Raw genomic sequence first — 23,447 nt, 5'->3', positions numbered from 1 at the left:
TGCTGGTGTATTTTTACCGCCTGCCGAAACAATATCCGCACATCTGACACAAACACCTGCAGCAGCATAAAAACATACCCGCTTTAGCCGGCTAGTGGCTGATTAAAGTCCGCGTTGCCATTCCTGGCGCAACGCTATCCGCCCGTCCATTGCGTCATCCAGCTGAGCCAGCATAGCAGCTTTATCCGCCCCAAGATTGCCTTTCAGTGGCAGATAATTAGATGCATGATCGCTGCGAAATACGGTGCCTTTCAGCTCCAGTGTGTTAATCAGCAGGCGCAACTCGCTAAATAGCTGCATCTGGTCCGGCAGTTGATATTCACCATTAAAACCCTGCTTCACCCGCTCATCACCCAATGGGTAGCTCACCACCAGAGTCGACAGATAATCTGGCTGCGCTTCGTTCATCAGCAAAGCGGAATTGCGCGCATGTTGTTCGCTGTATTTAACGCCGCCCATGCCATTTAAAATCATCACCGACGATTTAATGCCGGCCTGTTTAATTTTTAATAATGCATCCAGAGTAGACTGATAGGTTTCACCTTTATTAATAAACCCAAGCACTTCGTCGTCGCCACTTTCTGCGCCCACGTACAAAATACCCAGGCCAAGCTCGCGCATTTGCTGCAATTCTTCGACGGATTTTTTGCGGATATTACGCGGCAGGCAATAGGCGCCGACCCGCTTTACCCAGGGCAGATATTGCTGAACAGCTTCCAGAATAGTGATCAGCTTGCGTGACGACAGCACCATGGCATCACCATCAGCCAGGAACACTTTTTCAAACCGGGGGCCGAGTTGCGCTGCTTCTTTAATTTCTTCAAGAATTTCTTCTTCTTTTTTGGCGCGGAACTTTTTCTGCGGCTGGGTGTACATATCGCAGAAGGTACAATTATTCCAGGAGCAGCCATTGGTTACCTGAAGAATCAGAGAGCGCCCTTCAGACGGTGGACGAAAAACCGGTTCAATATAGTCAAATACACTCATCATCAAGATCACACTGATTTTTGCCGGATTTTAACAGAAACCGCACTGCTCAGCCCGCTCTACAGACTCAGCGGCAGACTGAAAATAAGCGCCGCCACCAGATTAACCAGCCATAACAGAGTGGCCAGCAACACAACCGCAGGTCTCAGGCGCATCACGTCGGCCAAACGAATGTGCAACCCGAGTAACGTGACCGCCAGCAACATCAGGATATGACCGGCACCAGCCAGTAATTCGGCCTGATTGTCGCTGAGCCAGTGCTGCACGTGTGCAACGGCCAATAAGGCAAAACCCCAGAGAAAACTGTAACGCCGCAGCGTCAGGGCTAATGAATTTCCCCCATTGGCGGCGGCAGTATGGCCACCGTACAAATGCCGACCAATAACGGCCAGTGCCAATCCCAATAAAAATACCCGCCCCAGTTTACTGATCAGTACCAGCTGACCAGCCTCTGCCGTCAGGCCGGTACTGGCAATCATTGCCTGAGCCAGCTCGGGCGTTGACAGTCCGGCAACCACAGCGGTGCGGTCTGATCCGAGGTAATCGACCAATAGCGGGTATAACATCAGATTGGCCAGGCCAAACAGGGCAATCAGAGAAATGGCCTGCGGTGCAAAAGCAGCACGGAAATGTGGATGATGATGGGCAACCGGCGTGGCTGCGGCAATCGCACTGCCACCACACACCGCAAAACCAATGCTTAATAACGCCGTTTGTGGTCGATTAATGCCCAGCAGCCGACCAATCACCAGGCCAGCCAGCAAGGTGACCATCAGCACCAGTAAACCGGCCAGCAGTAATTCCAGCAATACGCTCCAGGAATGCGGATTCACCCAACGCACCCCAAACAGCATGATCCCGCCTTTAAGCAGCCAGGGTTGCCAGCGACGTAAACGATGCGAAGCAAAACGCTCTGGCGTCATCATTGCGAGCAACAAGGCCAGTGGCAGACTACTGAGGCCGTAAACCTGAAGATTGAGCGTGTTAGCCAGCCATTCCGACAACGCAGCGATCATTAATAGGGTTGCAACCGTCATGGCGACACCTCACATTCAATTTGAATATAAGGTTATTCTTTTTATCTATATATGGAATCGCTTAATTTAAGGTAGTTAATTCGGTTTTACCGAATAAGAAATGCACTGAGATGACGCACAAAGATTAAAAGTGGCTGTGCTAATTATTTGATATATAAGATATAAAATGGTGCCCGGGGCCGGACTTGAACCGGCACGTCCGTTAGGACGGGAGATTTTAAGTCTCCTGTGTCTACCAATTCCACCACCCGGGCATCGGGGCGACCTTGAGGTCGATGCAGTGCGTACTGCCGGGAATTTACGTTCTTTCGATTACTCAGGCGAGTATTAAGTGGAGGCGCGAGCCGGATTCGAACCGGCGTCAGCGGATTTGCAATCCGCGGCATGGCCTCTTTGCTATCGCGCCACTATCGATCAATTTTCTGGTGATCACACCGGAGAAAATTTGGAGCGGGAAACGAGATTCGAACTCGCGACCCCAACCTTGGCAAGGTTGTGCTCTACCAACTGAGCTATTCCCGCTGAACGTGCTGCGCATTTTAAAGAGCGCAGCCAGAGAGTCAAGTGTTTTTTCTTACTTTTTAAGCACTTAGGGCAAAAACCTGAAATATTTATGCCGCACCCTGCTTGCCACGTAATGCTGGCCAGGCGGCACGCAGATACACAAACATCGACCAGATCGTCAGAATGGCGGCGGCAAACAGAGAAATCCAACCGATGACTTCTACGGCTTTATGCAGCCCTCCCGCCATCAGGAAAAAAATGGCCGACATCTGCAGAAAGGTTTTGACCTTACCAACATAGCTAACCGCCACACTGGCGCGTTTTCCCAGTTCTGCCATCCACTCGCGTAACGCTGAAATCACAATCTCGCGGCCAATAATAATTGTCGCCGGAATGGTCAGCCAGACGCTGTGGTATTGCTCCACCAATAACACCAATGCCACCGACACAATCAGCTTGTCAGCCACCGGGTCAAGAAAAGCCCCCAGCGGCGTACTCTGATTCAGCTTGCGCGCCAGGTAACCATCAAACCAGTCGGTCACGCCGGCCAGCCAGAATAAAAAGGCGGCCCATAATTTGCCATCTTCTCCCAGCCAATAAAAACAGATCACCATCAGCGGGATCATAATAATACGACCGAGGGTTAAAATATTCGGCAAATTCATCTAGTGCTTACTCCTGAGGCTCGCCATGTAACAATCATTCACCGTGCAGCTGGGCAAAAATCTGAGCGGCAAGCTTTTTACTGATTCCGGGTACTTTCTCCAGCTCTTCACGTCTGGCACTGCGCATATTTTTCAGGCTGCCAAAATACAGCAGCAACTCACGACGGCGCTTGGGTCCGACCCCCTGAAGCTTTTCCAGGCCAGACTCACCACGACTGCGGGCCCGCTCTTTACGGTGTCCGGTAATGGCAAAGCGGTGAGCTTCATCGCGCACCATCTGCAACAAACGAAACCCCTCATCGTGAGCGTCCGGCATTATAGGCCTTGTGGCATCGGCTTCCCACAGGAATTCCCAGCCAGACTTCCGTGTTTCACCCTTGGAAATGCCAAGAGCCGCCACTTCATCCTGCAGCTGCAGCGAATTTAACACGTCAGCAATACGGTTGATCTGTCCTTTGCCGCCATCAATCAGCAATAAATCCGGCAGATCCTGTTGTTCTTTCAGGCGGGTAAAATGGCGCGTGACCGCTTGTTCCAGCGCCGCATAATCGTCGCCGGCCGCCACCCCTTTGATGGCAAACCGACGGTAACGCGATTTGGTTAACCCTTCTTCTTCGCCGTACACCACACACGAGGCATACGTCGCCTCACCTTTGGAATGGCTGATATCAAAACACTCTATCCGTTTAGGCACGGCTGGCAGAGTTAATAAATCGGCCACTTTCTCCAGTTTATTCAGCGCTGCCTGGCGGCCGGATATTTTGGTCTGGGCCCCGGTCCGGGCATTTTCTGCCGCCATATGTAACCATTGCCGGGCAGAACCTCGAGTGCCCCGGGAGTGATTGAGCTTTTTTTGTGCCTGCAGCTGGATTGCCTGTAATAACGGCTCCATTTGTTCAGCGGCGGCGTCAACAATCAAATCGCGCGGCAGACCGTCCACGGCGTGATCCGCCAGGTAAAACTGGCTGACAAATTCAACCAGCAGTTCATCCAGCTGCTCCCCCGCTTTGTTATCCGGGTAGAAGTTCTGGCTTGAGGTCAGCCGCCCCTGGCGGAAAGTCAGACGATGAATACAAATAATCGCCTGCCACTCGACAATACCCCAGGCATCGGCATCCCCCTGAGCCGCATCAACAAATTGTTTTTCCTGAACACGACGCAACATTTCTACCTGGTCACGCAATTCAGCGGCACGTTCAAACGCCAGCTGAGCCGCTGCCTGCTCCATCTCCTGCTGCAGTAATTCGATCAGCTCCCGGCTTTTGCCCTGTAAAAACAGCCGTGCATGTTGAATGTCGCGCTGGTAATCTGCCGCTGAAATTTTTCCCACGCACGGTGCAGAACAACGTTTTATTTCGTACTGCAGGCACGGTCGGCTGCGATGGCGAAAATAGGAATCTTCGCAGGAGCGTAATAAAAACAAGCGCTGCAGGTAATTCAGCGCTTCACGCACCGCACCGCTGTTGGGATAGGGCCCAAAATACTGACCATCTTTTTTACGCTTACCGCGTCGGTATGCCAACAGTGGGAATTCATGATCAGACAGATGCAGAAAGGGGTATGACTTACCGTCTTTTAACAGGATGTTATAAGGCGGTTTATGTTGTTTGATCAGAGTTTGCTCAAGCAACAGGGCCTCGGCCTCGTTAGCGGTGACCGTCACGTCAATATGGTGAATACGACTGACCAGAGCAACGGTTTTGCTGTTCAGCCCGCGGGCACGAAAATAACTGGAAACCCGGTTGCGCAGATTTTTGGCTTTACCAACATACAGCAACTCATCGTCAGCGGCGTACATACGATACACCCCGGCACGCTGGCTGAGGGTCTGCAGAAACGCCGCAATATCAAACTCCGCCATCAGGCGGAGGCGCCCGGATCCGCTACCCCCGGGTCAACCAGGCCATGGCGCATTGCCATCAGAGTGAGTTGTACATCGCTTTCGATATCAAGCTTATCAAAAATGCGGTAACGATAACTGTTAACGGTTTTCGGACTAAGGAACAGCTTTTCGCTGATTTCCTGCACCTTCTGACAACCCACAATCATCAGTGCAATCTGCATCTCGCGCTCAGACAACTCATCAAACGGTGATGCCTGGTCCTGCTGAAAAGGTTTCAGCGCCATCCGCTGAGCGATTTCCGGACTGATGTATTTTTGCCCGGTTTTCACCCGCACAATGGCGGTATACATCTCCTCGGCATCGGCGCCTTTGGTGATGTAACCACTGGCGCCGGCCTGCAGTAATCTCGAAGCAAACGGATTGTCATCACAGGCAGTGACGGCAATCACGTGAACATCCGGATTGTGACGCAGAATCTTACGCGTGGCTTCCAGCCCGCCGATACCGGGCATACGAATATCCATTAACACTATGTCTGGCGGGGTTTCCTTGGTGAACTGAACCGCTTCTTCTCCACTGGAAGCTTCGCCTATCACCTCAATGCCATTCTGATCAGCAAGAATTCGCGATATTCCGGAGCGAACCAGCTCGTGATCATCAACGACCAAAACCTTAATCAAAAAAGGATACCTCACTAAAACTGCGGCCCGTTCTGCTGTATCGACGAGCTTCTCATTGTCCGCCCGTGGCAGAATACACACGGAACATTCAGTTATTTGCTATAAACGCAGCATCTTTTTACGCTGCCATCCATGACGTAACGGGTTGAGGTTTTTCACCACATCAACCACCCCTTCTTCCATGTTGGTGTGCAACCTGAAACCCAGATGTTCACACAGGCCCAGCATACCAGAGTTATGCGGCAACACAGTACCAAAAATCTGCAATACCCCTCGATTGGTCAGGTAATTGATGATTTCACTCATCAACCGGTGACCCAGGCCTTCACCACGACAGGCATCATCAATGATTACCGCATATTCCGCGGTCACATCATCCGGATCAATCCAGACCCGCACCACCCCGTACAACACGCCGTCACGAATAGCGACAAATGCCATTTCACGGTCATAGTCGATCTGGGTAAAGCGTGCCAGCTCTTTATGATCAAACTGACGCCGGGCGGTAAAAAAGCGCAGCCGCAATGATTCCGGACTGAGTCGTTTGTAAAAGTTCCGCAACAAGGGCTCGTCTTCACCGCGAATCGGTCGAATGCGGTAACCGTGACCTTTTTTACTTTCGTATTGCGCTTCCAGCTCCACCGGATAAGGCTGGATCGCCGGCCGGGCATCATGACCCACCTCTCCCGCCACACCGATAACCCGGTAACGCCCAACCTGCTGACGAATGGCATTGGCCTCAAAGCCGGCAATCCAGGGGTGGTTCAACGCCATGTGCGACATAGCAACCAGCCAGCGCTCCAGGGTTACCAGCTCTCGCTCAAGGTTATCGGAGCGCTCACTCAACACCTTATAAAAATGCGTACGTTTGATCAGCTGCTCCGCCAGATTGGCGTTCAGTGGCGGCAACGCCACTTCGCGGTCTTCCAGAATATCGGCGGTGGAGCCACCACCACCAAAGAAAATATAAGGACCCAGTTCACTATCACGACCAATACCGAAAGAAAACTGCAGATTGTCCAGCGCGCGGTATTGCTTCTGCACGGTATAACCCAGCACCGGGCTGTGCGGAAAAGCGTCACCAATTGCCGTTTCCAGCCGCTCTGCCGCCGGTGCCAGCTCTTCTGCGCCATACAGTTCGCGAACCACCGCCCGTAACCGCTCGCGCGGATTGTTACCATAAGCAAACGGGTACAGGTAGTCGCGGTGATGGACGCGCAATACCCAGGGCTTATCCAGCGTTTCGCAATGCTCGAGCATTTCTGAGATGCTGCTGCTGTAGTGATTTTCGCAGATCGCAAAGCCATACGCCTCGAGCAGGTCCCAGGCATGATTTGGCAGCAGGTAATCACCGGCGCGATGGGTTTCACGAATGCGCTGATCCACCTCGGTGTGCGCCTGAGATATCGGAATTTCAAGACTTTCCGGCGTTTCCCGCAACAAGTCCTGAGTGCGCTGGTGCTGCACCATATACATATACGACTTAATGGCATTGTCCGGCGTATCGAACGTTGGCATACCATGCTTATCGAAATATTCGCGCGCCGCCTCTGCGGTGTATTCCCCCAGCCAGCTGGTGAGAATGGTTTTCGGAGTTTTCTTCGCCAGCTCAACCAAGGCCGCCGCGTTTTCCAGTGAGTCAGACCCCAGACTGGGGATATGTATCACCAGCACAGCATCCACACCACGGTCACGCAATAAGGTATTGGCTACCGCTGATAACTGCTGTGACTTCAGCTCAGGGTTCAGCAAGACCGGGTTGTCGGTTTTTACGTATTCCGGCAATAACCCGCGCAGATGGGTGCGGGTTTCTTCCGACAACTGCGCCAGCTGACCGTTATCATGAATCAGACGATCCATGGCAAGAATGGCCGGGCCCCGGCCATTGGCAATAATCGCCAGGCGTGGCCCAAACGACTCCCGGCGCGGACTGAGCGCATCAACACAGTCAAACAATTCATCGGTGGCCGAGACCCGCAACACCCCGGCACGGGCCAGGGTTTCGTCAATCAGGGTGTCGCGGGTTCGCAGCCCGCGTGGTGTTTCAATGCGATTGAGCGGGCTCTGCTGAAAGCGATTACTTTTTACCGCTAATACCAGCTTATGGCGCGATGCAGCACGCAGCGAACGCACCAGCGCCTTACCTGAACCAATTTCATCCAGCTGAATCAGGATGGTGCGGACATGGGGCTCCTGAACGATGTAATCAATCATATCGGGCAGGCTGACATCCATGCTTTTGCCCAGCGTCAGCACATGGGAAAAACCAATATTGCGGCTATAGGCCCAGTCCATGACCCCCGATGCCAGAGTGCCCGACTGGCCAACATAAGCGATAACCCCTTTGCGCACCGGTACATGCAAAAAACTGGCATTCAGGTTGCGCCAGGGCACCACCATTCCGAGGCAATCCGGCCCGAGGATACGCATATTGGTTTGTTCAATAACCTGATCCAGCCGATCACTGGCCGGGCGGAATTGCCAGGAGCGGGCCCGGGCAATACCACCGGTCAATAACATGGCTGCCCCCACCCCTTTTTTATGCAGCTGTTTGATAATTTTCGGCACGGTTTCTGCCGGGGTGCAGATAATCGCCAGATCCGGGGCCTGCTTCAGCTCACCGATACGCGACAGGGATGGCAGACCAAACACGGTTTTATAGCCGCGACTGTTGATCGGTATGATGTCGCCACTGAACTGGCCGGCCTGCAGGTTCTGAACAATTGCCCCGCCGAGGCTGCCGGATCGCTCCGATGCACCAACAACGGCAATGCTGCGTGGCTGAAAAAAAAGTTCTAAGGAACGTGTACCCATATCAAGTGATCCGTAAGTTTAGTTGCGTACCCTAACAACCCAGTTACACTGGCGTAAACATTAAAGCTAGCGCATTATGACGACCGCCTACTATACCTTCGAGCAACACTTTGCTCACCATACTGGTGATGACCATCCGGAACATGCCCTGCGACTGATGGCCATCGAGCAGGGTCTAAAACAATCCGGCCTGTGGGATACGCTGGATATCATCCAGGGAACCGCGGCTCACGAGCCGGATATTCTGCGCGCTCATACTCACGGCTATTATGAACAATTAAAACTGATTCAACCTGAGCAGGGTCATATTTATGTCGATGAAGACACCCCGATGGCCCCGGGATCGTTACAGGCGGCGCTGTATTCGGTTGGCACCTGCACCCAGGCACTGGATGATGTGCTGGCACATCAGATTCATCACCATAATGCGTTTGTTGGCGTGCGGCCACCCGGCCATCACGCCGAACACAATAAAAGCAAAGGCTTTTGCTTTTTTAATAACATTGCTATTACCGCTCTGCGCGCCGCCGAAGCGCACCATCTGCAACGCATCGCCATTGTCGACTTTGATGCCCACCAGGGGAATGGCACCATCGATATCCTTGGTAATGATCAGCGTTTCCTGATCTGCTCCAGCTTTCAACACCCCTTCTATCCCAACTCCCATTACCAGACCGGACGTTACAACAACGTGATCAACGTGCATCTGGATGCAGGAACCGGGAGCGAGGTGTACCGCAACAAGGTGCTGGAATTCTGGGATGAAGCCCTGAATAACTTCGCTCCGGAGCTGATTCTGGTGTCTGCCGGATTCGACGCCCACCGCGCCGATCCGATGGCGGAATTAAATCTGGAGGACGAGGACTATGGCTGGCTCGGCAACTGGATTGCCGGCAAAGCGCAGCCACGCAAGGTGCCGGTACTGTCAATTCTGGAAGGCGGTTACGACCTTAACGCGCTGGCCCGTTCCGTGGTGGCCTATATCAGTGCCATGCAATAACCCATCGTCGTTGCGCTCTGTGGCATTCAGTTACAGAGCGCTACACAGGCACACACAACTCCACTACTTCACATTGCCAGCAGGCGTCATTCTGTGACAAAAGCATGGGTGAAGTGATTATGCCAAGCAGCGATTTTTCTGGCACGGACGTTGGTATTGTACGCTCAACCGCCGGACAGCTAACAACTCAGAGTAAAAAAGTATTCGTTACTATCCGTCAGCAGATACTCAGGTATCGGCGACCCTGGATGAAAGCACTATTGCGGGCCGAATGGTGTGTGCTGGTGATGTTATTTGGCTGGTCTCTGGTTTTATTACTGGCCGCCCTTAACTGATACGGCGGTGGCAGCAAACAGCAGCGAACTCAGCTGAATATCAGGCATAAAAAAAGCCCGCTCAATGAGCGGGCTTTTCAAAATAAGTGGCGGAGGGATAGGGATTTGAACCCTAGATAGGCTATTAACCTATGCCGGTTTTCAAGACCGGTGCTTTCAACCGCTCAGCCATCCCTCCAGCGCGGGGCGTATATTACCTCATATGATTTTAACGTCAACACTTTTTGTTAAAAAAAATTCGATAAATCAATGCGATAGCCTTTCCTTTGCATTACAACCCGGGGCCATTATCATAGTTCCATCCTGATCTGAGCCCATTTTATGACCCGTCTGACGCTTTTTCTGAACCACAGCCCGTTCACTCACGACAGCCATTACCAGGCGATGCATTACATTCGTAAGCTGGCCGACAACCAGCAGGTCGAACGGGTGTTTTTTTATCAGGATGCCGTACTCGCCGGGCTGAAACATCAGCAACCTGTGCAGGGACAAAGCAGCATCGCTGCAGACTGGCAGGCCCTTGCGCTGGAATATCAGTTCCCGTTACAGCTGTGTATCGCCAACAGCCTGCGCCGGGGATTATTTAATGAAGAAGAAGCCCGCCGCTATAACAGTCAGGCTAACCTGGCTGACGGCTTTGAACTGACCGGACTGGGTGAAATGGCTGAAGCCGTCGCCAGCTCTGACCAGATTGTGCAGTTTTAAGGAGCCGTTATGAACGACCACTCGCCGATAGACCTGCTGATTCACATCAGCACGCCTCCCACACTGGACCTGGAGCCTCTTGAACTGGGCATGGCCTGCGCTGCGTTCGACCAACAGGTGGCTTTTGTCTTCAGTAACGACGGCCTGCAATGGCTGGATCAGCAACAGCACCCTCGCCGCCCCAACGGCAAATCAGCCATTAAGTTGTTAAACGCGCTGGCCATGTATGACTGCGATCAGCTGTATTACCTGGCGGGGCAAGACCTGCCGCAGGATATGCTCACCACGGTCAAAGCGATTAATACAGAACAACTGCAACAACTCAGCAATAACAGCAAACATCAGTTAAGTTTTTAATATGCACCCTGAACTCGACAACGACGGCTTTCTGAAACAACTGCATGACTGGAGCCCGGAAGTGGCTGCCTGGCTGGCGCAACAAGAAGGGATTGAGCTCAGCGACGCACACTGGGAAATCATTGAAGCACTGCGCAACTTTTACCAGCAATACGATGTGTCACCGGCAATGCGGCCACTGAGCAAATACCTGAAACAAACCCTGTCGGCCGATAAAGCCTCAAGCATTTATTTACTGCAGCTGTTTCCCGGCAGTCCGGCCAAAGTTGCGGCCAGGATTGCGGGCTTGCCACGCCCCGAAAACTGCCTCTGAAGTGAGAAAATAACCATGCAAAAACACGACCTGGCCGACTACGTTCGTATTCTGGCTCGTGGTAAAAACGCCAGCCGCCACATGACGATGGAAGAAGCACATTTCACCATGAGTAATATGCTGCAGGGCAATTATCGTCCGGAGCAGCTGGGTGCCATTTTTATGCTGATGCGGGTACTGGAAGAAAGCGAACAGGAAATCGCCGGATTTGCCCAGGCCATTGCCGAACAATTACCCGACCTCAGCGATACCGACCTGTTATGGCCCAGCTACGCAGGCAAACGCCGCCAGCCCTTCTGGTGTTTGCTGTCCGCCCTGCTGCTGAGCAGCATGGGTTACCGCATCTTATTTCATGGCACCGAAGCTCACACCGCAGAGCGGGTATATCTGCATCAGATCTTCAGTCATTTTGACCTGCCCATACTGGAGAACACTTCTCAGATCGGGCAGCAGCCACTGGCCTACCTACCGGTTGCCAGCATTCATCCGGAACTGCAGCAATGGCTGTTGCTGAAGTCAGTATTGGGAGTGCGCTCCCCTATTAACAGCGTCCTGAAAACCATCGCAGCCCCCGGGGTTGCCAGTGTTCAGGGGGTATTCCATCCCAACTACCAGGGACTGCATTGTGGCGCGGCCCGCCTGGCAGGCCATGATGCCCTGGTGATCAAGGGCGAAGGTGGAGAGTTTGAGGTGAATCCGGAACGCCGCTGCCGGGCACAATATTGTTTTAACGGTGATGATGGCGAAATAATCATCGACAACGATCGCAGCCTGTTTGACGACAAGCCGGATGATATCGGTTTTCAGCCGTTACAGGACTTCTGGCGTGGAGAGTTAATCAGTGAGTACGCTCTGCAGGCCGTCACCCGAACCGCAGCGCTGGCGTTGTGCAGCATAAAAAGAAGCAGCGACTATAGCGCTGCTTTAAAGGAGTGTTTGTCAGCCTGGCAGCAGCGCGATACAACGCGCTTATAACCGCAGCCAGGCACCCGGTCAGACTTTAAACTGATCCGTCACGTTTTTCAGACTGCGGGAGATATCCGTCAGCGCACTGCTGGCGGCCTCCACTTTCACCATGCTGGTCATCGCATGTTCTGACGTTTCTTTAATACCTTCGACATTGTCTTTAATACTATAAGCCGCTTCCTGCTGACGCTCAGTCGCGCTGGCAATCTGAGAGTTCATCAGGTTGATCGACTCTACCTTCTCAGTAATAGCACGCAGGCTTTCGTCGGTTTTCGCCGCCTGATCTACGCTGCTTTGCGCTCGTTGCTGGCTTTCGGTCATCACTCCAACAGCAGAACGGGCAGCGCCCTGGAGCTGTTCGATGACCGCCTGAATTTCCTGAGTGGAATCCTGAGTACGTGACGCCAGCGTGCGTACTTCATCGGCCACGACGGCAAAACCCCGACCCTGCTCACCGGCGCGGGCGGCTTCAATGGCAGCATTCAGTGCCAGCAGGTTGGTTTGCTCAGCAATACCCTTAATCACATCCAGAATACTGCCTACGTTGGCTGTGTCGCTCTCCAACTGACGAATCACGTCACTGGCACGCTCAACTTCCTGGGCCAGACCGTTAATGCTGTTAACGGTTTCACTGACAATGGAGCGCCCTTCTTTGGCTGCCTGATCAGCTTCCGTAGCCGCCTCAGCGGCCGAGCTGGCATTGCCGGATACTTCGCGCACACTGCCAACCATATCCTCCACCACGCGAGAGACTTCAGCGGTAGCATGGCTTTGTTTTTCTGCAATCTGGGACGTCTGACTGGTCAGACTACCAAGATCGGCCGATACATTGGCCAGCGGTCCGATCGAGGTCACCACCTCACCGATATTATGGTGCAATTTATCGATAAACTGATTAAACCAGTACACAACTTCGCCCAGTTCATCATCGGATGTTTTGTCAATTCGCTGCGTCAGATCGCCATCGCCACTGGCAATGCTTTTCAGTGAGCGTACCAGGCGCTCCACCGAGGAGCTGATAACCGTGCTGGTGGTCCAGGCGACAAACAACAACACGGCAATGGTCACAGTGGTGACAACCACCCCGAGAGACAGTGCCTGACGTGTCGCCTGATTAGACTGGTCAACGGTTTGATTAAACGCCTGCAGGCCTTCGCGGCTGTAGTCTTCCATATAATTTTTGGCGTCAGACAGGCTGTCATTCATATTCTGAACCGCTGCCGGCAGACCGGCCGGATCAAGCGAACCATTCAGCATGCCAACCGATAACGACTTGGCCGCTTGGTAGTAGCGGTTAAAGGCGCTGCGCATAGCCCGTACTTCGCCGGCGCGCTGGGGCCAGATGGCCTCCAGGGTATCAAAGCTGTCTCCCACCTGAAGGCTGATCTTTTCGGCACTGTTAACGAAATCCATTTCCCCGGCACTGACCGCAGTGGAAAACAACTCTTTGATTTGTTCCAGCCGCACCAGATTGGCCTTAGAGTCCTGAACCACCGGGAAAAAGGTCTTCTGGATCATCTGCAAACGTTCGGCGTTGGCGCTGTTAATGTTGTAATTGACCATCAGACTGATCAGAAAACCAATAATAGACACGCCTGCTAACAGCAGGATTTTAACCTTAATACTTAAGGAACTCAGGAGGTTCATACTTATTCCCAGATTATTTAACTCTCTGGGAATAAGCGTAGTCGATATCAGCGTAATTGCTGATAGTTTTCAGCGTTTTAGCCGTTGAACCAGGCCAGGCGGGAATACAGCGATACAACATCACCCACGATCGTCAGAGTTGGCGCCTGCAGCTGATGGCTGGCGACATAGTCCGGCATTTCGGCAACGGTCGATACATGCACCTGCTGATCCGGCAGCGTGCCTTTTTCGATCAGCGCAATCGGAGTTTCCGGCGGCATACCATGCTCAATCAACTGCTCACAAATCACTGGAATACCGGTTAGCCCCATATAGATCACCAGTGTTTGCTGCGGATGAATCAGCTCATGCCAGGGTAAATTACAACTGCCGTTTTTCAGATGGCCGGTAACAAACCTTACACTCTGAGCATAATCGCGATGGGTCAGAGGAATACCGGAATAGGCCGCACAGCCACTGGCGGCGGTGATGCCCGGCACCACCTGAAACGGGATACCGGCATCGGCCAGTTGCTCAATTTCTTCGCCACCACGGCCAAAAATAAACGGGTCACCGCCCTTCAGCCGCAACACCCGCTTACCTTGCTGAGCGGATGTTACCAGTAACTGGTTAATGCCTTCCTGCGGCACGGCATGATCACTTTTGGCTTTGCCGACGTAAAAACGCTCGGCTTGCGGTGCAATAAACTCGAGAATGCGCGGATTTACCAGACGGTCGTAATACACGACGTCCGCCGACTGAATCAGGCGCAGCGCACGAAATGTCAGCAAATCCGGATCACCCGGACCGGCACCGACCAGATAGACCTCGCCGCCCTGACCTTCATCACCGGCAATCAATTGTTCACTCAGCGCCTGAGCGCGTTGCGGCTGACGGCCGAGCACCAGTTCGGGGACATTGCTGTTCATCCAGCGGCGCCAGAAAGCAGCGCGCTGAGGTGGTGGTAACTTTTCTTTGATACGCTGGCGCAGCGACTGCATCATGCTACCCAGCTCACGGTATTCCAACGGCAAAAACGCTTCCAGCCGTTCTTTCAGGTGGCGGGTTAACGCCGGGGAGCTGCCACTGCTGGACACCGCCACCAGAACCGGGGAACGGTCGACGACGGCCGGAAAGATAAAATCGTTGTCGTCAGTCTGGTCGACCCGACACACCTTACAACCTTGCTGCCGGGCTTTGATGGCTAACGCCTCATTCAGAGCGTGGTCATCCGTGGCCAGTACCACGAATGACGCATCAGCCATATCCAGCTGCTCATCAGCATCCACTGACTGCCAGCAGCTATCAGCACGCTCGGCCAGCTGCTGTTGCAGCGCAACGGGCAGCTGTTCAGCAACCACAACCAGCCGGCACTCTGATGCCAGCAAGGTGTGAATTTTGCGTTGCGCAACCTGGCCCCCGCCAACAACCAGAAACGTCTGGCGATCCCCCCGCAACACGAGGGGCAGATTCATCATTGAGCGGCCTCAATGACTTCCAGGCCAGCCATATACGGACGTAATACTTCCGGAACAATGATCGAGCCGTCGGCTTGCTGATAATTTTCCAGTACTGCCACCATAGTACGACCCACCGCCAGACCAGAACCGTTCAGTGTATGCAGCAACTCTGGCTTATTGGTTTCAGGGTTGCGCCAGCGCGCTCCCATACGACGCGCCTGATAATCTTCAAAGTTAGAGCAGGAAGAAATTTCCCGGTACTTCTGCTGACCGGGCAGCCACACTTCCAGGTCATAGGTTTTAGCCGCTGAGAAGCCCAGGTCACCACCACACAGGATCACCTTACGATAAGGCAGATTCAGCTTTTGCAGGATAGCTTCTGCGTGGCCGGTTAATTCTTCCAGTGCCGCGTCCGACTGGCCGGCCGCGACAAACTGTACCAGCTCAACTTTATCGAACTGATGCTGACGGATCATACCGCGGGTATCACGACCATAGCTGCCGGCTTCGGAGCGGAAACACGGCGTATGCGCCACTTTTTTGAGCGGCAGATCAGCCACCGTAATGCTGTCGCGCAGTAAATTAGTGACCGGCACTTCGGCCGTAGGAATCAGATACAGATCCTTGTCGCCCTGAGCATTGGGAATCTTAAACAGATCCTCCTCGAACTTGGGTAACTGACCTGTGCCTTCCAGCGCCTCTTTATTAACCAGGTACGGCGTATAGGTTTCTTCGTAGCCGTGTTCTTCGCTGTGTGTATCGAGCATAAACTGAGCCAGGGCGCGGTGCAGGCGGGCCATTTTGCCGGACATAGCGACAAAACGGGATCCGGCAACACTGGCACCGGCATCAAAACTCAGCCCCAGCGGCTCACCCAGATCAACGTGATCTTTAGCCGCAAAATCAAATTGTGTGGCTTCACCCCAGACCGCCACTTCAACATTATCCTCTTCATCATTGCCGTGTGGCACGTCATCGCGCGGCACATTAGGAATGCTCATTAACAGCTCATGCAACGCCTGCTCAGCCTGTTTGGCCGCAACTTCGGCATCGCTGATATCCGCATCAATGCTGCCCATCACCTGAGCCTTGGCATCTTCCGGCGACATCCCCTGACCAATTAACGCACCAATCTGCTTCGAGGCTTTTTTCTTTTCTGCCTGCAGCGCCTGAGCTTTGGTTAATGAGGATTTACGCGCTTCGTCGAGGCGCTTGAATTCGATATCGTCAAAGGTGAAACCTTTTTTTGCCAGGCCAGCCTTGACCTGGTCGAGGTTGTCGCGAATAAATTTGATGTCCAGCATTGGTCTGCTTCTTAGTCTGAAAAATTAACCGATCGATTTTGATAACCACGTGCCAGCCCATATTCCGGATACGGTGGCCAGCAAACACCCGGCAAGACTTACCCCAATATAACCGCATGCGGCCAGCCAGCGTTCCTGCTGCATCAGGGTAATACTCTCCAGGGAAAAGGTGGAAAACGTTGTAAATGCGCCGAGGAAACCCACCATCGCCAGTTGCTTATGATGATCTCCGCCCCACTGGTGATGAACCAACCAGATATAGGCCACGCCAATGGCGAAGGAGCCTAGCAGGTTCACCGACAGCGTGCCATAGGGAAACGGCTTATCCAGCCACTTAAACACAGCGGTGGCAACCAGATAACGACTGACCGCCCCCAGTGCGCCGCCCAGTGCAATCCATACTAACGCCATCAGCGTGTGTCCTCCGGACTGGTAGGTGGATAACGCTGTTGTGGTGCTGCCTGATTCAGCTGCCGCAGATGCTCCAGCTTCTGGCCGATTTTACCTTCCAGGCCACGCGGAGTCGGGTAATACAGCCGGGTTTCGCTGATCTCTGCCGGGAAATAATTTTCCCCGGCAGCAAACGCTTCCGGCTCGTTGTGTGCGTAGCGGTATTCTGCACCAAAGCCGGAATCTTTCATCAGCTGAGTTGGCGCATTACGCAGATGCACCGGCACATCGTAGCTGGGCTGCTCTGCCACCATCGCCCGGGCGGCATTATAAGCGTTATACACGGCATTACTTTTGGGCGCACAAGCGAGATAGGTCACCGCCTGAGCAATGGCCAGTTCACCTTCCGGGCTACCCAACCGGGTCTGCACATCCCAGGCATTAACACACAAAGTCAGGGCGCGCGGATCGGCATTGCCGATATCTTCCGACGCCATTCGCACCACACGCCGGGCTATATATAACGGGTCACAACCACCATCCAGCATACGTGCCAGCCAATACATAGCGGCATCCGGATCAGAACCCCGCACCGATTTATGCAACGCTGAGATCTGATCGTAAAACACATCGCCACCCTTATCGAAACGACGCAGATTATTGGCCAGCAGCTGATCGACAACAGCCACATCCAGGCGTTTGTCCGCTCTGGCCAGCTGTAAGGCAAATTCAAGCAGATTCAGTGATTTGCGGGCATCTCCGTCACTGGCCTGAGCCATGCGTTTTATCGCAGCGTCTTCCACCGCCGGTGCGTCTTCCAGCTTCGTGAGCGCCTGAGTTAATACCTGCTCAATCTGCTCACTGCTCAGACTTTTGAGAATATAGACCTGCGCCCGTGATAACAGCGCGTTGTTCAGCTCAAATGACGGATTCTCGGTCGTGGCGCCAACAAACAGAAAGGTGCCATCTTCGACATAAGGCAGAAATGCATCCTGTTGCGACTTGTTAAAACGATGCACTTCATCGATAAACAGTACCGTTTTTCGTCCGGCCGCCCGGCTTTGCTGCGCCCGCACAACGGCTTCGCGGATATCTTTAACACCCGACATTACCGCGCTGATGGTCAGAAAGGTGGCATCCACATAGTGGGCAATCAAGCGCGCCAGCGTGGTTTTCCCCACCCCGGGCGGCCCCCAGAAAATAATTGAATGCAGGTCGCCGTTATCCAGGCTGCGCCGCAGCGGTGTTCCCGGACCAACTACGTGTTGCTGACCCACGTATTCATCCAGGGTGGCAGGCCGCAGGCGTGATGCCAGCGGCTCGTAGGCTGGCTCCGCTGAGCCGAACAAATCGTCGCTCACCTCATCACCTCAGAAGGCATTGCGGCCATCGATAACATCCACACCTTCCGGCACATCAAACACAAACGCCTGTTCGTCAATCGCCTGGTTGCGCTGCGGTTGCTGAAAGGCAATTTCAGTGATTTGCCCAGCGGCATCAAAAATCATCATGCGTTGCAGATCATCGCCCTGGTAATGAAATTCCAGCGACTGAAACAACTGGCTCGGATCTTTAGGCACCAGCTGAAACACGGCGTTATCCGATCCGCCTTCCACACTGACGACAAAACTGTCGTCGATCTGGCTGCGCTCACCGCTGAGCAACAGCGCCGGGGTTTCCTGCACGCGCTGATCCATATTGCGGATAGTGACCTGCTCAAGGTCCATATCGTATATCCAGATCAGTTCGCCATCGGACACAACCAGCTGGGCATAGGGGTCTTCTGTTTGCCAACGCATTTTGCCGGGCTTGGCCACCGCCAAGGTTCCGGCCATTTGTTGCATAATTTCACCACTATGGGTGCGCGAAGTCTGAACGAACGCCGCCTGAAAGCTTTCCATACCTTTCAACTTAGTCAGAAATGCGGCCAGGCCGCTGGCTTCAGCCTGCACCAGTGATGACATGGCCAGCACAGCCAGAAATAACACCTGCTTGAACATCGTTAATTGTTCCTGAATGAATAAATTTCCGTTATTGGGGAGCTGCCCGGGCAATCACTTCCCGAGCCCCGTTATGAGCCGGCGGAGACACCACCCCCGCCGCTTCCATGGTTTCGACCAGGCGGGCTGCCCGGTTATAACCGATGCGCAATTTACGCTGAACCGACGAAATCGAACATTTGCCACTTTCCGTGACAAATGCGACGGCCTGGTCGTATAAATCGTCTTTTTCATCACCCCCTTCCAGACCCGGAACGCCGTTATCTTCGCCGCCCTGAGTGATCTCTTCGATGTAATCCGGTGCGCCACGCTGCTTCCATTCGGCCACCACCCGGTGGACTTCATCATCATCAACAAAGGCGCCGTGAATACGTTCTGGCAAGGCGTTTCCGGGCGGCATAAACAACATATCACCGTGACCCAGCAGCTGCTCAGCACCGCCCTGATCGAGAATGGTGCGCGAGTCAATTTTTGATGACACCTGGAAAGCAATGCGGGTCGGTACGTTGGCCTTAATCAGGCCGGTGATCACATCCACGGATGGGCGCTGAGTGGCCAGAATCATATGAATCCCCGCGGCCCGGGCTTTCTGGGCGATCCGGGCGATCAGCTCTTCCACTTTTTTGCCCACCATCATCATCATGTCGGCAAATTCGTCGATCACAATCACGATGTAAGGCAGCGGCTCGAGTGTGGGTGGCGTGGTATCAAACGACTGATCAATCTGCCAGGTTGGGTCAGCAATGGGCTTGCCGGCCTCGATCGCTTCGCGAACCTTTTTATTAAAGCCGGCAATATTGCGGACGCCCATTGCCGCCATCAGCTGATAACGTCGCTCCATTTCTTCAACCGACCAGCGCAAACCATTGTGGGCTTCCTTCATATCGGTAATCACCGGCGTCAACAGGTGGGGAATGCCTTCATACACCGACAGCTCGAGCATTTTCGGATCCACCAGAATCAGTCGCAGCTCTTCCGGCGTTGCTTTAAACAGCATGGATATCAACATGGCGTTGACGCCCACCGACTTACCAGACCCGGTGGTACCGGCAACCAACATATGTGGCGCTTTGGCGAGATCAGTGACCACCGGGTTGCCGCCGATGTCATGCCCCAGCGCGATGGTCAGCGGTGACTTGGTTTTATCGTATTGCTGCGAAGCCAGCACCTCAGAAATAGACACCACCGCTCTGTTTTCGTTCGGCACCTCAATGCCCATCACCGATTTACCCGGGATCACCTCAACAACACGTACCGCCACCATGGCCATCGAACGTGCCAGATCCTGTGCCAGGCCGGAAATCTTACTGGCTTTGACCCCGGGCGCGGGCTGAATTTCAAACCGCGTAATCACCGGACCCGGCGCGACCGCCGTAACCTCGATCTTAACGCCGAAATCCGCCAGTTTCTGCACCAGCAGGCGTGACATTTCTTTCAGTCGTTCCGGTGAAAAACCGGCACCCTGGTCTGTGCGGGGAGCATCCAGCAGCGCGATGGACGGCAGTGGCTGATCCCCTTTAAACAAAGATCCCTGCAGTTCACGTACTGCCCGCTCACTGGGACCGGCATCATTTTTTTCCAGCGGCTGAATCGGGATATCTGTTTCTTCCACCGGTGGTGCGGCAGCAGCCTGACGGTCCCGGCGTTGTGGTGTTTTTTTCACCGGAATAATACCTTCCGCCAAAGCCTCTTTGCCTACGGCAACGTCCACGGATGGCTGCGTTTTGTCTGCCACCACGACTGGCGCTGCTGGCGGGTCTGTTACTTCATCCAGCCAGGGAATTTCATCATCTGAATCCAGAGCCGAAAAATCGGCAATAATCGGCTCGGCATCAACGGCTAATCGAGGCTCTGCACGTTCTGCGGCAACCGACGCTGCCTTACGGTGAGCAAAGCGCTGGCGGAAACGTCCCCACCAGGAGAGCTTATTTTCGTCATCGGTTTCCCCGCCAGCTTGCGGCTCAGCGACTATTGTGTCTTGAGCAAACGATTCATCGGCAGACAAGTCACTCTGCGGAGCTTCAGTCCCGGGGTCAGATGACGCGCGATGGCGCAGACCGAGCAACCAGCCACCGATTTTTTCGAATACCGCCAGCCAGGAAAATTCAAGAAATAACATCAACCCCAAAGCCAGACCCGCCACCAGAATTACGGCACTGCCCGCAAAGCCAAATAACGGCAACAGAAGATTAACTAACGACCGGCCCAGCGCGCCGCCTGGTCCGGCAGGCAACAGCACAGACTGCCAGATACTGACTTCAGCCAACGCACACAGGGTGATCAGGGTGATCAGAATACCGCCCAGGCGGGTATACCAGGGGCCTGCCGAACGTCGTCGGAACATAACCACGGAACGCGCAAGAATCAGCAAAGGAATAGCAAAAGCCAGGTAGCCGAGCGTATGAAATAAAAAGTCGGCCAGGTAGGCTCCAACCTGGCCCGCTGCGTTTTGTTCAGAACCATGACCAATGGCCGTCCAACCACCCTGCTCCGGCGAATAAGACATCAGGGCGATCAGCAGCAACAGAGACCCAACCAGCATCGCAATAAATACGGCGTCGTGGCGTTTTTTCCAGCCGGCATTAAGTTCTCCGTGACGAGAACTCTCGGCTGATATTGCTTCGGATTCCGATTGAGATGATTCCTCGGACAAAACCGCTTCCTGTTACACTAGTCTTAAAAGACCAGAGTTTAACACGGGTTTAACATGATTGATTGGTTGGATGACACCCTGCCACCGTTTTTTCCGGATACCCATCAGGCACTTGATGACCCCAATGGCCTGCTGGCCGCCGGCGGCCAGGTTTCACCCCGCTGGCTGGATGAAGCCTATCGCCATGGCATCTTTCCCTGGAACGACCCGGATGAAGTTCGTTTATGGTGGACCCCGGCACCAAGAGCCATTATCACCGCCGACAGTTTCCGGGTGCCCAGAACCGTGCGCAAGCTGATTCGCCGCAGCCAGGAGGCAGGCCACACCATTTCCTTCAACCAGGCATTCGCTGCAGTGATCGAAGGCTGCAGCGCGCCGCGCGACTATCAGCAAGGGACCTGGATTGACGAGGATATACTGGAAAATTATCAACGCATGCAGCACGCCGGACGGGCGTTAAGTATTGAGCACTGGGATGCCCGGGGTGAACTTATTGGCGGTTGTTACGGCTTATTAAAAGGTCGGGTATTTTTTGGTGAATCCATGTTTTCTCGCCAGCCAAACGCGTCTAAAGTGGCATTCGGCCAGGCCGCCCCGTTGTTATTTGCTGCCGGCATCCGGTTGATTGACTGCCAGATGCATACCCAGCACCTGGCCCAGTTCGGTGCTCACGAAGTCAGCCGTCAGTCGTTTGAAGGCCAGCTGGAGCAGCACAGCCAGCAGGCCTTTTCACTCAGACTCCCTGCGCTGCTGCTAAGCCATGAGAGACGACCATGAAACAAATCCGTGTATTCCTGCCCGAGGACAGTCAGCCGTGTGCTTATCTGGAAGGCCGGGCATCATGCAGCCTGTATGTTGATCCAAGACTGGAACTTGATCAGCAGCAGCTGACATTACTCAGCCTGAATGGCTTCCGGCGCAGCGGCAAGGTGGTTTACCGCCCTCAATGCAAACAATGTCAGGCCTGCACCTCAGTCCGGATCGATTGCCAGCAACTGCAGCTCAGCAAAAGTCAGAAACGTGTGATGCGCAAAAACCGCGATCTGACCCTGGTCGTTGAAACACCGGACGAAGCACTAAAACATTACCCGGTATTTCAGCGCTATATCGATGAACGCCACGCCGACGGTGATATGTATCCGGCCAGTTTTGGGCAATATCGGGAGTTTTTAATCGAAGGGTTTGGTAACAGCCGTTTCTTATCAGCTTACCTGCAGGGACAGTATCTGGGCAGCCTGGTATTCGACATATTTGAGGATGGCCTGTCATCGGTTTATTGCTTCTTCGACCCGGATGAATCCAGACGCTCCCCGGCCACCTGGTTAATTATCAGCTTATCACTGGTCGCCCAATCACTGCGACTGCCTTATAACTATCTGGGGTACTTCGTCGAGGGGTGCCAGAAAATGGATTATAAGAATCGTTTCGCACCGCTGCAGGGATTTATTGACCAGCAATGGCGCCAGATATGAGATAGCACTTTGCTTTTGCAGGATTTTAAGGCAGAATGCGCGCGCATTGTGCAAGGTCTAAACAGGTGACGAATGGCAAAAGATGATCATATTGAAATGGAAGGCGAAGTAATCGACACCCTTCCGAACACCATGTTCCGCGTTAAGCTGGAAAATGGTCACGTGGTAACTGCTCATATTTCTGGCAAGATGCGTAAAAACTACATCCGCATTCTGACCGGCGATAAAGTGAAGGTGGAGCTGACACCTTACGATCTGAGCAAAGGTCGCATTACCTACCGCGCTCGTTAATATTATTGCCAGTCCAGCTGGCCGGGCTTGCCACAGGGCAAACCC

General features: G+C 53.6%; 22 protein-coding genes and 4 tRNA genes. 9 read left to right on the top strand and 17 right to left on the bottom strand.

Annotated elements, in window-relative coordinates:
• Positions 1–102 precede the first annotated feature (102 nt).
• The 9 genes from ACFOMG_RS07820 to ACFOMG_RS07780 form a co-directional block, all read right to left on the bottom strand.
• Positions 103–990 (bottom strand): radical SAM protein, encoded by an 888-nt coding sequence (locus tag ACFOMG_RS07820; protein WP_376865845.1) that lies wholly within the window; start codon positions 988–990, stop codon positions 103–105.
• A gap of 56 nt (positions 991–1,046) precedes the next feature.
• The gene (locus ACFOMG_RS07815; protein ID WP_376865844.1) at positions 1,047–2,024 is read right to left on the bottom strand and encodes a putative sulfate exporter family transporter; all 978 of its coding nucleotides are present in this window, start codon (positions 2,022–2,024) and stop codon (positions 1,047–1,049) included.
• Positions 2,025–2,191: 167 nt separating this feature from the next.
• A tRNA-Leu gene (locus ACFOMG_RS07810) sits at positions 2,192–2,278 on the bottom strand.
• A gap of 78 nt (positions 2,279–2,356) precedes the next feature.
• Positions 2,357–2,430, bottom strand: a tRNA-Cys gene (locus ACFOMG_RS07805).
• Between the two features lie 40 nt (positions 2,431–2,470).
• Positions 2,471–2,546 (bottom strand) — tRNA-Gly (locus ACFOMG_RS07800).
• Between the two features lie 89 nt (positions 2,547–2,635).
• Entirely contained in the window at positions 2,636–3,193 is a 558-nt protein-coding gene (pgsA, locus tag ACFOMG_RS07795; RefSeq protein WP_376865842.1) for a CDP-diacylglycerol--glycerol-3-phosphate 3-phosphatidyltransferase, read from the bottom strand.
• A 34-nt stretch (positions 3,194–3,227) separates the two neighbouring features.
• Positions 3,228–5,054 (bottom strand): excinuclease ABC subunit UvrC, encoded by a 1,827-nt coding sequence (uvrC, locus tag ACFOMG_RS07790; protein ID WP_376865841.1) that lies wholly within the window; start codon positions 5,052–5,054, stop codon positions 3,228–3,230.
• Positions 5,054–5,716 (bottom strand): UvrY/SirA/GacA family response regulator transcription factor, encoded by a 663-nt coding sequence (gene uvrY, locus ACFOMG_RS07785; RefSeq protein WP_376865840.1) that lies wholly within the window; start codon positions 5,714–5,716, stop codon positions 5,054–5,056. Before uvrY ends, uvrC begins: the two co-directional genes overlap by 1 nt.
• Positions 5,717–5,815: 99 nt before the next feature.
• Complete coding sequence (locus ACFOMG_RS07780) at positions 5,816–8,530, bottom strand: bifunctional acetate--CoA ligase family protein/GNAT family N-acetyltransferase (RefSeq protein WP_376865838.1); 2,715 nt, start codon at positions 8,528–8,530, stop codon at positions 5,816–5,818.
• A 76-nt stretch (positions 8,531–8,606) separates the two neighbouring features.
• Here ACFOMG_RS07780 and ACFOMG_RS07775 point away from each other — a divergent pair, with 76 nt between their 5' ends.
• Together ACFOMG_RS07775 and ACFOMG_RS07770 are read left to right on the top strand one after the other, a co-directional pair.
• Positions 8,607–9,530 (top strand): histone deacetylase family protein, encoded by a 924-nt coding sequence (locus tag ACFOMG_RS07775; protein WP_376865837.1) that lies wholly within the window; start codon positions 8,607–8,609, stop codon positions 9,528–9,530.
• Positions 9,531–9,634: 104 nt separating this feature from the next.
• Positions 9,635–9,865 (top strand): hypothetical protein, encoded by a 231-nt coding sequence (locus tag ACFOMG_RS07770; protein ID WP_376865836.1) that lies wholly within the window; start codon positions 9,635–9,637, stop codon positions 9,863–9,865.
• A gap of 87 nt (positions 9,866–9,952) precedes the next feature.
• Here ACFOMG_RS07770 and ACFOMG_RS07765 read toward each other — a convergent pair.
• Positions 9,953–10,043 (bottom strand) — tRNA-Ser (locus ACFOMG_RS07765).
• 143 nt (positions 10,044–10,186) lie between these two features.
• Here ACFOMG_RS07765 and tusD point away from each other — a divergent pair.
• Genes tusD through ACFOMG_RS07745 form a run of 4 tightly spaced genes read left to right on the top strand, consistent with a single transcriptional unit; the run spans position 10,187 to position 12,215 of the window.
• Positions 10,187–10,570, top strand: a complete 384-nt coding sequence (gene tusD / locus ACFOMG_RS07760) for a sulfurtransferase complex subunit TusD (protein WP_376865834.1) — start codon at positions 10,187–10,189, stop codon at positions 10,568–10,570.
• A 9-nt stretch (positions 10,571–10,579) separates the two neighbouring features.
• On the top strand, positions 10,580–10,927 hold the full coding sequence (locus tag ACFOMG_RS07755; protein WP_376865833.1) for a DsrE family protein: 348 nt from the start codon (positions 10,580–10,582) through the stop codon (positions 10,925–10,927).
• 1 nt (position 10,928) lies between these two features.
• Entirely contained in the window at positions 10,929–11,240 is a 312-nt protein-coding gene (locus ACFOMG_RS07750; RefSeq protein ID WP_376865831.1) for a TusE/DsrC/DsvC family sulfur relay protein, read from the top strand.
• A 15-nt stretch (positions 11,241–11,255) separates the two neighbouring features.
• A complete protein-coding gene (locus ACFOMG_RS07745; protein WP_376865830.1) occupies positions 11,256–12,215 on the top strand; it encodes a glycosyl transferase family protein in 960 nt (319 codons plus the stop codon).
• Positions 12,216–12,233: 18 nt separating this feature from the next.
• Here the strand turns inward: ACFOMG_RS07745 and ACFOMG_RS07740 are convergent, their stop codons facing one another.
• The 7 genes from ACFOMG_RS07740 to ACFOMG_RS07710 all read right to left on the bottom strand — a co-directional run bounded on the left by ACFOMG_RS07740 (position 12,234) and on the right by ACFOMG_RS07710 (position 21,639).
• Positions 12,234–13,853 (bottom strand): methyl-accepting chemotaxis protein, encoded by a 1,620-nt coding sequence (locus tag ACFOMG_RS07740; protein ID WP_376865828.1) that lies wholly within the window; start codon positions 13,851–13,853, stop codon positions 12,234–12,236.
• A gap of 77 nt (positions 13,854–13,930) precedes the next feature.
• Positions 13,931–15,310, bottom strand: a complete 1,380-nt coding sequence (gene cysG, locus ACFOMG_RS07735) for a siroheme synthase CysG (RefSeq protein ID WP_376865827.1) — start codon at positions 15,308–15,310, stop codon at positions 13,931–13,933.
• Positions 15,307–16,596: a serine--tRNA ligase gene (serS, locus tag ACFOMG_RS07730; protein WP_376865826.1), complete on the bottom strand. Its 1,290-nt coding sequence runs from the start codon at positions 16,594–16,596 to the stop codon at positions 15,307–15,309. The genes cysG and serS overlap by 4 nt, the downstream gene beginning before the upstream one ends.
• A gap of 24 nt (positions 16,597–16,620) precedes the next feature.
• On the bottom strand, positions 16,621–17,007 hold the full coding sequence (crcB, locus tag ACFOMG_RS07725; RefSeq protein WP_376865824.1) for a fluoride efflux transporter CrcB: 387 nt from the start codon (positions 17,005–17,007) through the stop codon (positions 16,621–16,623).
• A complete protein-coding gene (locus ACFOMG_RS07720) occupies positions 17,007–18,347 on the bottom strand; it encodes a replication-associated recombination protein A (RefSeq protein ID WP_376865823.1) in 1,341 nt (446 codons plus the stop codon). The genes crcB and ACFOMG_RS07720 overlap by 1 nt, the downstream gene beginning before the upstream one ends.
• A 9-nt stretch (positions 18,348–18,356) precedes the next feature.
• Complete coding sequence (gene lolA / locus ACFOMG_RS07715) at positions 18,357–18,986, bottom strand: outer membrane lipoprotein chaperone LolA (protein ID WP_376865822.1); 630 nt, start codon at positions 18,984–18,986, stop codon at positions 18,357–18,359.
• A 31-nt stretch (positions 18,987–19,017) separates the two neighbouring features.
• On the bottom strand, positions 19,018–21,639 hold the full coding sequence (locus ACFOMG_RS07710) for a DNA translocase FtsK (RefSeq protein WP_376865821.1): 2,622 nt from the start codon (positions 21,637–21,639) through the stop codon (positions 19,018–19,020).
• A 54-nt stretch (positions 21,640–21,693) separates the two neighbouring features.
• Here ACFOMG_RS07710 and aat point away from each other — a divergent pair, with 54 nt between their 5' ends.
• From aat to infA, 3 genes are all read left to right on the top strand, one after another.
• A complete protein-coding gene (gene aat / locus ACFOMG_RS07705; protein WP_376865819.1) occupies positions 21,694–22,416 on the top strand; it encodes a leucyl/phenylalanyl-tRNA--protein transferase in 723 nt (240 codons plus the stop codon).
• Positions 22,413–23,111: an arginyltransferase gene (locus tag ACFOMG_RS07700; protein WP_376865818.1), complete on the top strand. Its 699-nt coding sequence runs from the start codon at positions 22,413–22,415 to the stop codon at positions 23,109–23,111. The genes aat and ACFOMG_RS07700 overlap by 4 nt, the downstream gene beginning before the upstream one ends.
• Positions 23,112–23,183: 72 nt before the next feature.
• A complete protein-coding gene (gene infA / locus ACFOMG_RS07695) occupies positions 23,184–23,402 on the top strand; it encodes a translation initiation factor IF-1 (RefSeq protein ID WP_028292799.1) in 219 nt (72 codons plus the stop codon).
• The last annotated feature ends 45 nt before the right edge of the window (positions 23,403–23,447 follow it).

This window comes from Bacterioplanoides pacificum (genome assembly GCF_042648445.1).
GTDB classification, from domain to species: domain Bacteria; phylum Pseudomonadota; class Gammaproteobacteria; order Pseudomonadales; family Oceanobacteraceae; genus Bacterioplanoides; species Bacterioplanoides pacificum.
This window is presented reverse-complemented; position numbering and strand designations above follow the sequence as displayed.